At 38.1% G+C, this 11847-nt stretch carries 14 protein-coding genes, 1 other RNA gene and 1 pseudogene; 14 read left to right on the forward strand and 2 right to left on the reverse strand.

Features of this window, described 5'->3' with window-relative positions; translation table 11 throughout:
- From ACESM9_RS11365 to ACESM9_RS11380, 4 genes are all read left to right on the forward strand, one after another.
- A partial coding sequence (locus ACESM9_RS11365) for a hypothetical protein (protein WP_372998495.1) occupies positions 1–381 on the forward strand: 381 nt, incomplete at its 5' end.
- 15 nt (positions 382–396) lie between these two features.
- On the forward strand, positions 397–639 hold the full coding sequence (locus ACESM9_RS11370) for a hypothetical protein (protein WP_003514003.1): 243 nt from the start codon (positions 397–399) through the stop codon (positions 637–639).
- Positions 640–858: 219 nt separating this feature from the next.
- Entirely contained in the window at positions 859–1248 is a 390-nt protein-coding gene (locus ACESM9_RS11375) for a hypothetical protein (RefSeq protein WP_372998499.1), read from the forward strand.
- On the forward strand, positions 1241–1378 hold the full coding sequence (locus tag ACESM9_RS11380; protein ID WP_372998502.1) for a hypothetical protein: 138 nt from the start codon (positions 1241–1243) through the stop codon (positions 1376–1378). The genes ACESM9_RS11375 and ACESM9_RS11380 overlap by 8 nt, the downstream gene beginning before the upstream one ends.
- A 277-nt stretch (positions 1379–1655) precedes the next feature.
- Here the strand turns inward: ACESM9_RS11380 and ACESM9_RS11385 are convergent, their stop codons facing one another.
- Together ACESM9_RS11385 and ACESM9_RS11390 are read right to left on the reverse strand one after the other, a co-directional pair.
- Positions 1656–1943: a hypothetical protein gene (locus ACESM9_RS11385; protein WP_372998505.1), complete on the reverse strand. Its 288-nt coding sequence runs from the start codon at positions 1941–1943 to the stop codon at positions 1656–1658.
- 71 nt (positions 1944–2014) lie between these two features.
- A complete protein-coding gene (locus ACESM9_RS11390) occupies positions 2015–3088 on the reverse strand; it encodes an anthrax toxin lethal factor-related metalloendopeptidase (protein WP_372998507.1) in 1074 nt (357 codons plus the stop codon).
- Positions 3089–3292: 204 nt separating this feature from the next.
- Here ACESM9_RS11390 and ACESM9_RS11395 point away from each other — a divergent pair, with 204 nt between their 5' ends.
- The 10 genes and pseudogenes from ACESM9_RS11395 to ACESM9_RS11440 all read left to right on the forward strand — a co-directional run.
- Positions 3293–4675 carry a TldD/PmbA family protein gene (locus ACESM9_RS11395; RefSeq protein ID WP_372998510.1) on the forward strand — a complete coding sequence of 461 codons (1383 nt, stop codon included), beginning with the start codon at positions 3293–3295 and terminating at the stop codon, positions 4673–4675.
- A gap of 12 nt (positions 4676–4687) precedes the next feature.
- Positions 4688–6040, forward strand: coding sequence for a TldD/PmbA family protein (locus tag ACESM9_RS11400; RefSeq protein ID WP_372998513.1), 1353 nt, complete (start codon positions 4688–4690; stop codon positions 6038–6040).
- An 88-nt stretch (positions 6041–6128) separates the two neighbouring features.
- An RNA gene (ffs, locus tag ACESM9_RS11405) (signal recognition particle sRNA large type) lies at positions 6129–6397 on the forward strand.
- 154 nt (positions 6398–6551) lie between these two features.
- Positions 6552–8186 (forward strand): DNA polymerase III subunit gamma/tau, encoded by a 1635-nt coding sequence (gene dnaX, locus ACESM9_RS11410; protein ID WP_372998516.1) that lies wholly within the window; start codon positions 6552–6554, stop codon positions 8184–8186.
- Positions 8187–8363: 177 nt separating this feature from the next.
- A complete protein-coding gene (locus ACESM9_RS11415; RefSeq protein WP_372998520.1) occupies positions 8364–8705 on the forward strand; it encodes a YbaB/EbfC family nucleoid-associated protein in 342 nt (113 codons plus the stop codon).
- A complete protein-coding gene (recR, locus tag ACESM9_RS11420) occupies positions 8705–9304 on the forward strand; it encodes a recombination mediator RecR (RefSeq protein ID WP_372998523.1) in 600 nt (199 codons plus the stop codon). Before ACESM9_RS11415 ends, recR begins: the two co-directional genes overlap by 1 nt.
- 236 nt (positions 9305–9540) lie before the next feature.
- The gene (locus tag ACESM9_RS11425) at positions 9541–10701 is read left to right on the forward strand and encodes a DUF362 domain-containing protein (protein ID WP_372998526.1); all 1161 of its coding nucleotides are present in this window, start codon (positions 9541–9543) and stop codon (positions 10699–10701) included.
- Between the two features lie 76 nt (positions 10702–10777).
- Positions 10778–11204: pseudogene (locus tag ACESM9_RS11430) on the forward strand (histidine phosphatase family protein).
- Positions 11205–11292: 88 nt separating this feature from the next.
- Positions 11293–11553 carry a YaaL family protein gene (locus ACESM9_RS11435; protein ID WP_372998529.1) on the forward strand — a complete coding sequence of 87 codons (261 nt, stop codon included), beginning with the start codon at positions 11293–11295 and terminating at the stop codon, positions 11551–11553.
- Between the two features lie 108 nt (positions 11554–11661).
- Positions 11662–11847 (forward strand): pro-sigmaK processing inhibitor BofA family protein (locus ACESM9_RS11440; RefSeq protein ID WP_372998533.1); only part of this gene is annotated, 186 nt, incomplete at its 3' end.

The following is an 11847-nucleotide window of genomic DNA, read 5'->3' on the forward strand; positions in this document are numbered from 1 at the left end:
GTACTAGATGAAGGTGTAAAATTAGGGAAAGCTGCATTAAAGAATGCAGATGAGGTTATAGAGAGTACGAGGAAGGTAACTAAACAACCTTTTGAAATTAATTTACAGTTGTTTGCTAATAAGGGAACGAGTAGTACTGTTCCTAATAAAGTAGATGATTTGGCAAAGAATATAAAAGACTGGCTAGGTAAGGATGCTAAAGTAATAACTAATAAAAGTGGAGACAAGGTATTTATATCAAGTGACGGAACAAGAAGAATAAGATTTGATATAAACAATACTTCTCCACACAATAATCCACATGGACATGTAGAAGAATTTATAAATGGTAAATGGGTTAAATCGGGACCACTTTATCCAGTAGATGTCCCACATAATTAAAGGAGGTTTACATAGATGAGAATACTTAACCAAGATAATAATATAGCAGTAAGAAATGTTCTTTTAATGCTTACAATGGAAGAAGCGGCTGAATTAAAAGATGACTTAGAAAGATTATTATCCAAGAAAGCACTTAATGATCATAGCCATATTAATGATTTAGAATATGAGCATGAATTAACAATTTCTTTATATGATGAAAATAATATTGAAGAATTTGATGAAAGGATAAAAAAGTTGATTATACAAGATGAATAAAAAAATATAAGTACTCGAATAAAGCGGAATACTCAAAAAGTATTATTATTTCTAAAAATTATATGTTACGGATAAACTTACAAAATAATAGAATATAGAATTATGAATAAACCCGACAAGCCAATATAACGGCAAGTCGGGTTTCTTTTTCTCCATTCTTGACAATTTGTAATACATTGTGGATCAAAAAAACTAATATAAAACACAGGAGGTGCGACAATGTCTACAGAAGAGGATAGCATGCTTCGGGTAAGGCTTACACAAAGGCAGTCGGATGAGTTGGACGCTATCATCGATGAACTTCAAGCGCAAATGCCGGAGGCAAGCGTTACCACATCAAGCATAGCAAGATACGCTCTGGAGAAGTATGTGAGTGACCATATCGCCAAGCGTGACGGTACAAAGATTTTTATTGAAGTGTCTACCGCAGATGCCACAGAAGAGGATATAAAGAATCTCTACGACCTTATTTCCAGGCTGTTTGACGAAACAAAGGAGAATTACTCACCAATGGTTCATTACATGGTTGGAGAGATTTTAGAGCCTCTGATGATGAAGATGGCAAGACTCATGAAGCTAAAGAAGCCGGAGGTGAAGGCGAATGAGTAAGAAGAAGTACATTGTCCGCTGTCCTCATTGTAATCACAGGATATTTGATGAAGATTATGCTGATGTTGAAATAAAATGTCAGGAATGCAGGAAAGTTTTTGAAGAGAAGCTGGAGGAAAAAGCAATATAAGTGAATAAATCAGGTACAGAGCCACAAAGGGATCAAATGACTCAACTATACCTCACCGATAAACGACATACTGATGATATACGGAGACCACTACCAAATCCAAAGATACACCAACGGTCTGGATAAAATAAGCATGGACATGTGGGAACTCACCGACCATGACAATGGCTGGATACCTGACAGAGACTTGGTTTTAGTGGACGTAAAAGCATATGGTGCATTTGGAAGAGAGTAATAAAATAAGAAGGGCTTCCGAAAGAAGCTCTTCTTATTTTAACTAATCATTTTGTACCTGCTGAATCTTAAGCTTTAGTTCTTCAATTTCTGCATATTTGGCATTGATGGCATCGCAAAGAGAAACAACCTGCTCGCTTGGTGAGCCTTGTCCAGATGCATAGGCGGTATATACCACTTCGCCAATTTCAGCCTTTAGTTTTTTGATTTCTCCTTCCGCCTGAGAAATCTGCATCTTCAACTTGCCTATTTCCATCATGTCCTGAGATTTACTGCCTACTACTTTAGCTGTGTTAAGGGCTTTGTTACCTAGATTTTTTAATAAACTCATGCTTTCATCTCCTTTATGGGATGTTCTTGAATAATAATTCGCCAAAAAAAGGAATTATCCTGCCATATTTGCTACTCAACCTCAATTTTATATTCAGCCCAGTTGTTATTCTCATCGGCTTCGGATATACCGTAGTTGCTGTCTGCTTCATAGATTATTGTATGAATACCTGGCGAAAGCTTCCCTATTTTGATATTCCACACACGACACATATGGCCTTCCTTTATGGGGCCTTGATAACTATCAAATACTAATTTGCCGTCTACCCATAGGGAAAGCTTCAGAGGTTTGTCTGTTGATTTACCGTAGTTGGTGACAGCAAAAGCCACATATATATCATCAGTGGATTTGAAGTATGCTTCTTTTACAATATCACTATATGAGGAATATGTTTTATTCTTGTATAAGCCTCCGCATATTTTTGCGCTTCCGAAGCGATATACCGACAAATCCGGTTTAGACAATGGGTTATATAAATCCTGTGAAAAGAACTGGTAGGTGAGAGGGGCTTTATCTTTAAGTTCTGTCCTTGTAGTATCGGAGTATAGATACATGGCATAACATTCTGCAAAGTATTCGTTGCAATTTTTTATAAAATATGGATTGTTCTTGAACAGAATAGGAGATTCACTGAGCCATATTTTTCTAAAGCTATAGCTGTCACTTGTTTTTATTATATTTAATTCATCGATTCTGTGGGCTACTTCGTGAAGTTCTAGACCAACACTGCTGTGGTCTGAACTGGAACCACAGGAATCAATCCTTACCACAATAGGATTGCCACCTATACCGGGAACATCATCCCAGGTGCATCCTGTATCTTCCCAGCCTCTAGGAATCTTTCCTTTGAGATGCTGATATTCCGGTTCATCAGTAAGACGCCCTGTTATAAGCCTCATTTTTTCACCTTTTCCAATTAACCTGTCAATGAGTTTTGGAGGAAAGGCAGATAATTTATCAATAATAGAAGATACTATATTAATATCATAGGGTTCTTGTGGAATTTCAACAAAAACATTGGAAAGAGGTATAATGTCTGATTTGTATGACGGAGGAGGGCTCGCAGGAATATCAAAAAGACCCAAAGGAGTCATATAATAAAAAGCTGTTATAACAATACAGGACAGGAAGGTTCTTATTTTCATAACGGCACCTCCTTGTACCAAAAAAACTGTATATGTCAAATGGAAATTGTTAAAAATATGTCTATGTTTTTATTATATCATCAAATTAAGTATAATGGAACATTGATAAAGCAGATATTATATATACTCGCAAAAACAATACTTATGATATAATGATATTATAAAAAATTTGGAAAAAGAATACTATTGCTGGGAGGGGTTAACTTGATTGATAAGGACATCATAAAAGATATATTGGGAAAAGCGCTGTCAACAGGGGGAGATTTTGCAGAAGTGTTTATAGAGGATACAGAGAAGAGCTCTTTGGGACTTGTAAACGGCAAGATTGAGACGGCAGTTTCAGGAAGAGATTTTGGAATAGGTATAAGAATTTTTAAAGGATTGAGAAGTATATATGCTTATACAAATGATACTTCAAGGGAGTCCCTTCTTCGCACAGCATCCAATGCAGCATTGGCTTTGGGAGATGTCAGAGAGGATAAGGCTGTGGATCTGGTAGAAAGGGTAAACACAAATATCCATCCCATAATCTATGTTCCGAGAAGCGTAGATATAGCCAAAAAGGTAGCGAAGATGAAGGAAGCTTACAATGCTGCAAAGGATTATAGTAAGGAAATAGCTCAGGTAATGTCCAGTTATGTGGATGTGGATCAGAGAGTTGCTATAGCTAACAGCGAAGGCTTATATACAGAAGATAGAAGGATAAGGACCAGGTTTGCAGTCCAGGCTATTGCCAGCGATGGGAAAGAAAATCAGACAGGTTATGAAGCTCCGGGAAAAGGTATGGGCTTTGAATTATTTGATATAGTTGATGCTGCCCAATGCGGGAAAGAAGCAGCAAGAATAGCTGTTACCATGCTTCATGCACCTTTATGTCCATCAGGCAAAATGGTGGTTGCCATAGATAACGGATTTGGAGGAGTTATATTCCATGAAGCCTGCGGTCATTCATTGGAGGCTACAGCTGTTGCTAAGGGCAATTCAGAATTTGCAGGAAAACTGGGACAGAAGATAGCTTCTGATAAGGTTATTGCTATAGATGATGGTACATTGCCAAATGAATGGGGCTCTTTAAACATTGATGACGAAGGCAATCCCACTAGAAAAAATGTACTTATTGAAAACGGAATATTGAAGGGTTATATGATAGATAAGCTTAATGGCAGAAGGATGAATATGGAGGCTACAGGAAGTTCCAGAAGGCAGTCCTATAGATTTGCTCCAACTTCCAGAATGACAAACACTTATATAGCCCCAGGTAATGATGAAAATCATGAAATAATCCAATCCATGGATTATGGTCTTTATGCTAAAAAAATGGGTGGAGGTTCTGTAAATCCTGTTACAGGAGAGTTCAACTTTGCTGTATTGGAAGGGTATTTGGTCAAAGATGGAAAAATAGATAGGCCTGTGAGGGGAGCAACCCTCATTGGAAAGGGCTCAGAGATACTTACAAGGATAGACATGGTAGGTAAGGAATTGGATTTGGCAGCAGGTATGTGTGGCTCCGTCAGCGGAAGCATACCTACAAATGTAGGCCAGCCTCTTATAAGGGTATCTGAAATAACTGTAGGCGGAAGGGAGTAGGAGGTGACTGTTATGGATATAAAGGATTTTGCGGAAAAACTTTTTTCCAAGGCTAAGGAAGCAGGCTTTACTGAGTATGAAATATATTATGTAGATGGAGATAGCTTCAAGGTAACTATCTATAAGAGTGAAATTGATCAATACAGTCTCAATGCTCATAGAGGATTAAGCTTCAGAGGATTATACAATGGTAAGATGGGTTATTCCTACACAGAAGCATTGGATGACTATGCTCTGGATATGCTAATAAAGAAGGCTAAGGAAAATGCTATGGCTATTGAGGATGATGAAGTGGACATAATATATGGAGGGCATGACAACTACACCGATATAAAAGGATTCAATGAAGCATTGTCCCAAATGAAGGCTGATGAGAAAATAAAGATGGCTTTGCAGTTGGAGAAGGATACATTGGCCCAAAGTGATAAGGTAAAGAATATAGAGGAATGCATGGTAGTGACAGGTACAGGAGAGAGCAGGATTATAAATTCTAAGGGTTTGGATCTTCAATATAAATCCAACACCATGTACGCTGTGGTTGCACCTGTAGTTGAAGAAAATGGCAAGGTTAACACCGCTTATGCCTTTAAGGCTACCAATGATTACAGTGATATAGATACTAAAGCTCTCGCAGAGGAAGCTGTGAACGATGCATTGGCTTATATGGGAGCAGAAAGCATTACATCAGGTAAATACAAGGTTATAATCAGGAATGATGTTATGGCAGATATGCTGGATACCTTTTCAGGCATTTTTTCCGCCTATAATGTGCAAAAAGGCATGTCCCTTTTGAAGGGAAAAGTGGGAACAAAGATTGCTTCAGAAGCTGTTACAATAATAGATGATCCACTCATGGAGAAAGGCTTGGCTTCAGCACCTTTTGATGCAGAAGGTGTGGCTTGCTATACAAAGACAGTTGTGGAGGAAGGTAAGCTTAATACTTTGCTATATAATCTGAAAACTGCCCAAAAAGACGGAGTAAAGTCCACGGGGAATGCTTCAAAGGGTTCCTATGCTTCACCTATAGGAGTTTCTCCAAGCAATTTTTATATAAAACCCGGTAATAAAACAAGAGAAGATTTGATGAACCAATTAGGTGATGGAATCTTCATCACAGAGGTTCAAGGATTACATTCTGGTGCAAATGCAGTATCTGGAGATTTTTCACTTGCTGCAAAGGGTTTTGAAATAAAAAATGGCAAGGAAATTAAACCTGTAGAACAAATTACAGTAGCGGGTAATTTTTATAATGTTCTTCAGGATATAATAGAAGTAGGAGAAGATTTAAAATTTGGAATGCCTTCTGGTGGATGTTTTGGAAGCCCCAGTGTCATAGTGGGAGAACTGGCAATATCGGGTAAATAGAATCTGATAGCCAAAACTATCCGTTGACACATTTAATTATTAAATATATAATTCTATTTGTATCACTAAAAAATTGTTTAAAGCTTGGCCGTGCTAGATGGGGAGTTTGCGGTGCCCTGTAACCTGCAATCCGCAACAGCAGGATTGAATTCCTTTTCTGAGGCCGGCGTCTGTAAGGTCTGCCCCTGATAAGTGGCGTTGATAATTGGGTCCTACGCAACAGAAATTTATGAACCCCGTCAGGTCCGGGAGGAAGCAGCGGTAAGTAAACCCTTCTGTGTGCCGCAGGGATGCCTGGTTGGAGTTAACTGTCCGGGTAACGCTTGGAGGCGTTCGTTGCCGAAGGAAGGTGCACGGCCTTTAATTTTAATAATCTGATACAAAAAAATTTAGGCTTTTCTATGAATCTAAAGTTCGTATTTATACGAGCTTTTTCTTTTTCCAATTTTGTTTTCCAAACCAAGAAAAATGTTATAATATATAATAGTTACAAACATGAGGAGTTGATTAAATGTATACTGCATTATATAGAAAATGGAGACCAAAAAAATTTGAAGATGTATGCGGTCAGGAGCAGATAACCACAATCCTGAAAAATCAGATCAAGACCGATCAACTATCTCATGCTTATTTGTTTTGCGGTACCAGGGGTACAGGTAAGACCAGCACCGCAAAGCTTCTTGCCAAAGCTGTAAACTGCTTTAATCTACAGGATGGCAATCCCTGTGATAACTGTGAAAGCTGTATCAGCATAAATCAGGGTAATTCCATGGATGTTTTTGAAATAGATGCAGCATCCAATAGAAGGATTGAAGATGTAAGAGATTTGAGGGAAGCAGTTAAATTTGCTCCTGCCATGGGCAAATATAAGGTATATATAATAGATGAGGTTCATATGCTTACCAACGAAGCCTTTAATGCATTGCTTAAGACATTAGAAGAACCTCCTGCATATGTGAAGTTTATACTTGCTACTACAGAACCCCATAAGCTGCCTGCCACCATATTGTCCAGATGCCAGCGATTTGACTTTAAGAGACTGGTTCAGGAGAACATCGTGGACAGATTGAAATATATATGTAAAGAGGAGAATATTAAAGCAGAGGAAGATGCATTGAGGTTAATTGCAAGAAACTCTGATGGAGCTATGAGAGATGCCATAAGCATCATGGACCAATGTGCCGTATTTGGGAGAATGGAAATAAAGCATGATGATGTTCTTAAAGTTTTGGGCATAGTAAATGATGAATATCTCTTTAAAATGGCAGATGCAATATTGGAGGGCAACTGTCCTAAGGCGATGATGCTTATACAAGAGATATCCGATGAGGGAAAGGATATGGGTCAATTCGCCAGAGACCTTCTCAGCCATTATAGAAATCTTCTGATGGCTAAGCTGGTGGAACAGGCGGAGGATATCATAGATTTATCCAGAGAGACGGTATCAATGCTTAAGGAGCAGAGCAGTGGTTATGGAAGAGATAATATCATCAGATGCATAGATATTTTATCTGATCTGACTTCAGGTATAAAGTGGGCACCTCAGCCCAAAACAATTCTGGAAGTAGCAATAATAAAGATGTGCAAGCTGGATAAGGATATGAGTCCAGAAGGACTGCTGGCGAGGATTGAGAAGCTGGAAGATATGCTGGCTAAAGGCGAGATATCTATAGCTATTGCACAAGAAGGGAAAAAGGTAAAGAAAGAAGAAAAAAAGGAAGATAAGAAGACAGAAAAGAAAACTTCTGAAAAAGCTAAGAATCTGGAACCCAAACCTCTATCTCCTGATATAATGGAGAAATGGAATGGCTTTATACAGGAAATCAAGAACAGGAAAAAGATGAAGCTCAGAACATACCTGGCTCTATGTAAACCGGCGATTATAGATGGGGAAAAGATTCTTCTATGCTTTGCCAGGCAGGATTCGTTCTCAAAAGAATCCGTGGAAAGGTCTGATACCAAAAAAGAAATAGAAGAAATTGCAGCCGAATACTTCTCAAAACCAATAAGAATAAAAGCTGTCTATGAAGATGAAGTGGCAATAGCCAGTGAAGAGGATAAGAGAGAAACTGATGAAAATGATGTAGTGAAAAAAGCTATTGAACTATTTGGCGAAGACCTCGTTGAAGTAGTGGAAGAAGAATAGTATAATCATTATGAACTATGAACTCAGAGCTCAGAGATCAGAACTCAGGAGAGATGGTACTCTTTTCGGATTTTGACTCGTGACCCGGGCATGGATTCGAGTCTCGTGCCAGGACGGGATAGGAATACCTTAGGCTGCGCAACGCGTGCCAATACTTATATTTAAGGAGGAATAAATATGGCAAGAGGTGGATTCCCAGGCGGAATGGGAAACATGAGCAATATAATGAAGCAGGCTCAGAAGATGCAGCAGGAAATGCTGAAGCTTCAGCAAGAGATAGAACAAAGAACAATTGAAGCAAGTGCCGGAGGCGGAGCTGTAACTGTAGTTATTAATGGTAAAAAGCAGATTGAATCCATAACTATAAAACCTGAAGTGGTGGATCCTGACGATGTGGAAATGCTGCAGGATTTAGTAATGGCAGCAGTAAATGAAGCCATAAGACAGGCGGATGAAATGATGGCTCGTGAAATGAGTAAGTTTACTGGCGGTATGAACCTGCCTGGAGGTCTATTCTGATGAACTATTATGCAGCTCCTATTGCGAAGCTGATTGAAGCTTTTACAAAGTTACCGGGCATAGGCAGTAAAACAGCTCAACGATTAGCTTTCTATCTATTGGATATGCCTCAGAAGGAAGCTGAAGAATTGGCTTATGCCATAATAAACGCCAAAAGAAATGTGAAATACTGTGAGGTATGCTCTAATATCACTGATAGCGACAGATGCAATATATGCTCCGATGCTAAAAGGGATAACAGCATAATATGTGTAGTTGAAGATCCCAGGGATGTGGTAGCCATGGAAAAGACAAGGGAGTATAAGGGTCTTTACCATGTACTCCATGGTGCAATTTCTCCTATGGATGGTATAGGGCCTGATGATATAAGGATCAAGGAACTGCTGTCAAGACTTGGAGATGACAATGTGAAGGAAGTAATCCTGGCAACCAACCCCAACATAGAAGGAGAAGCAACGGCTATGTATATTTCAAAGCTTATTAAGCCTCTGGGAATAAAAGCTACAAGAATAGCCCACGGAATACCAGTAGGCGGTGATTTGGAATATGCGGATGAGGTAACCCTGATGAAAGCTCTGGAGGGAAGAAGAGAGATATAGATTTTATATGTCTATGTATTTACAAAATAAAGTTTTTTAAAGCAGGAGAAATTGTAGAAGTGAACCCAAGAAATCTCCTGCTTTTTTATTTTGTGAGAATATGTATTCATATGGTATCATAAAGCTAATGAGTTTAATTAACGTAGCTACAAATAGATGAACTCACAGTGATAACCTGGTCTAAAATACAATAGTAGGATATTAGGATTTATTTTAATATTAAGGAGGCTCCCTTTATGAGCAAGGTAATAATAAAAGAATGCAAAGACTATAGTTTAGATTCTCTGATGGAAAAAATAAATGACGCCATAGAGCTGTTTGGAGGATGGAATAAATACGTAAAGCCCCAGGATAAAGTCCTTCTTAAGGTTAATCTTATCGGACCTAAAACATCGGAATCAGCGGCAGTGACACACTCCGAGTTTGTGAGGGCTATGATAAAAATATTGAAAAGCAAAGGCTGTATCGTATGGGTTGGAGATAGCGCAGGAGGGGCAATCGCAGGTATGGCGCCTACCGCACAGGCCTTAAAGGTGGCAGGATATGAAAGAGTGGTGGAAGAGGAAGGTGCGGAAGTTAAGAATTTCGATCGTGAAGGTGTTGTAGCAGTACAACCGGAAAGCAAGTGCGAAGAAACTATGTACATAGCAAAACCATTGTTTGATGCTGACGTTGTAATCAATTTGCCTAAGCTCAAGACACATTCAGCAGCTTTTTACACTGGAGCAGTAAAAAATGTATTCGGATGTATACCTGGGCTCAGAAAGGCAAAATACCATAGAATGGCTCCGGAACCGCTAGATTTCGGACATATTATTTGCGATATTCACAGAGCAGCTAAATTTCATTTACACATAATGGATGGGATTTTGGCAATGCAGGGAGAAGGACCAACAGCGGGAGAGCCATATCAGGCTAATAAGATAATCATAAGCGAGGATCCGCTAGCACTGGATGCTGTGGCAGCAAAAATGTTAGGAATGAACGTAGAAGATATTCCGATATTGAGCACTGCTCATAAGAGGAATCTGGGAGAAGGCAGGCTGAAGAACATAACTTTAGCTGGGGATTATATGGAGATTCCAGAACTGCACAATTTTAAGCTTCCCAAACGTTTTAAGAGTACAAAGAAGCTCGGTAATAAAGCAGTAATAAAGGTAATTGACTTTTTTAAAGCCCGCCCCAGGATTAATAGCAATAAATGCAGAAAGTGCAATATGTGTGTGGAGAGCTGTCCGGTACAGGCTATTGATAAGGAGACAAAAAAAATCAACTACGATAAATGCATTGAATGCATGTGCTGTCATGAGCTATGCGCTTATAAAGCCGTGGAGCTTAGGAATGACAATTTGGCAGCAGGCATAGTATCCAAACTAATGATGAAGCGGCACAACTGACATTGGAGTTAAATATCACAGATTCTACATATAAGTAGAATATAGCGAATTAAGCATGGGGGATAAATATTAAATGATAGCTAATATATATTTTGTTAGACACGCTAATTCAGCATATACTCCTGACGAATTAAATAGACCATTATCTGAAAAAGGGATAAAAGACGCCCAAAAAGTAACAGAATTGTTATCACGTGAAAACATAAACAAGGTTATATCAAGTCCTTATAGACGTGCTATTCAAACAGTTGAAGGTATAGCAGATTATTTCGGATTATCTATTTCAATAGATGAAGGATTTAGAGAAAGAAAACTTGCCGATAATTTTGTTACAAACTTTGATGAAGCAATTATAAAATGCTGGCAATATTATGGTACTAATAATGAATTATTATGATAAAAAATATAATTACGATTTCTGGAAAGGTTTGAACATGCCAGACATATGTAAATTAAGTTTTGAAGATGAAAAATTAGTTAGTGTAGAACATCTATTTAAATAACTTTATTCAAGGGTTATGTCTCTTGTATACTTTTTCTATAATATGGATATCCTATACATAAATAGAAAAAGTATAAGGAGGCATTTTTTTGTCACTGAATTTAGAGGTCAAACAACTTTTAAACATGATACCCGGATTTACCAGGAGGAAAAAGAAGGATAATCATGAGGAGTTTTTTGCAGCTATTGCTAAAGCCCGTCAGGAATGGTATGATGCACAAAACTATTTTGAGAATGTAGTGGAAGAAGATTTGATAGATCATGCAATATACAAAATTGAGGCTGCAAGGGCAAAATACGTATATATGTTAAAACATGCAAAGCAATGTGGCATAAAAATGGACCTATGATACATATAGAAACCTTTTTTACTGCAATTTTGTGTAATATTTCATGTATAATGAAATATATATTATTTAGCCAAGTATTGGTTAAGTTGCAGTAAAAGGAGGGTCTTTATGCCCCAGATAGATATTTTTACAATACTGGCCGTGTTTTTGGCCATAGGTGCTATCTATATAATAGGTATGCTATTAGTAGTACCGATAAAAATTGTAATTAAATTCATAATCAATGGTATCATAGGAGCAGCCTTACTATTCTTTTTGAATATTTTCGGCGGGTTTATAGGAATAAACATAGCA

This window comes from Lutispora sp., assembly GCF_041687175.1.
Classification (GTDB): domain Bacteria; phylum Bacillota; class Clostridia; order Lutisporales; family Lutisporaceae; genus Lutispora.

Coding starts and splice junctions, on each gene's coding strand:
- ACESM9_RS11390 (WP_372998507.1), bottom strand. CDS start 3,088: ATGAAAATAAGAACCTTCCTGTCCTGTATTGTTATAACAGCTTTTTAT.
- dnaX (WP_372998516.1), top strand. CDS start 6,552: ATGTATACTGCATTATATAGAAAATGGAGACCAAAAAAATTTGAAGAT.
- ACESM9_RS11375 (WP_372998499.1), top strand. CDS start 859: ATGTCTACAGAAGAGGATAGCATGCTTCGGGTAAGGCTTACACAAAGG.
- ACESM9_RS11385 (WP_372998505.1), bottom strand. CDS start 1,943: ATGAGTTTATTAAAAAATCTAGGTAACAAAGCCCTTAACACAGCTAAA.
- ACESM9_RS11400 (WP_372998513.1), top strand. CDS start 4,688: ATGGATATAAAGGATTTTGCGGAAAAACTTTTTTCCAAGGCTAAGGAA.
- recR (WP_372998523.1), top strand. CDS start 8,705: ATGAACTATTATGCAGCTCCTATTGCGAAGCTGATTGAAGCTTTTACA.
- ACESM9_RS11425 (WP_372998526.1), top strand. CDS start 9,541: ATGAGCAAGGTAATAATAAAAGAATGCAAAGACTATAGTTTAGATTCT.
- ACESM9_RS11370 (WP_003514003.1), top strand. CDS start 397: ATGAGAATACTTAACCAAGATAATAATATAGCAGTAAGAAATGTTCTT.
- ACESM9_RS11380 (WP_372998502.1), top strand. CDS start 1,241: ATGAGTAAGAAGAAGTACATTGTCCGCTGTCCTCATTGTAATCACAGG.
- ACESM9_RS11415 (WP_372998520.1), top strand. CDS start 8,364: ATGGCAAGAGGTGGATTCCCAGGCGGAATGGGAAACATGAGCAATATA.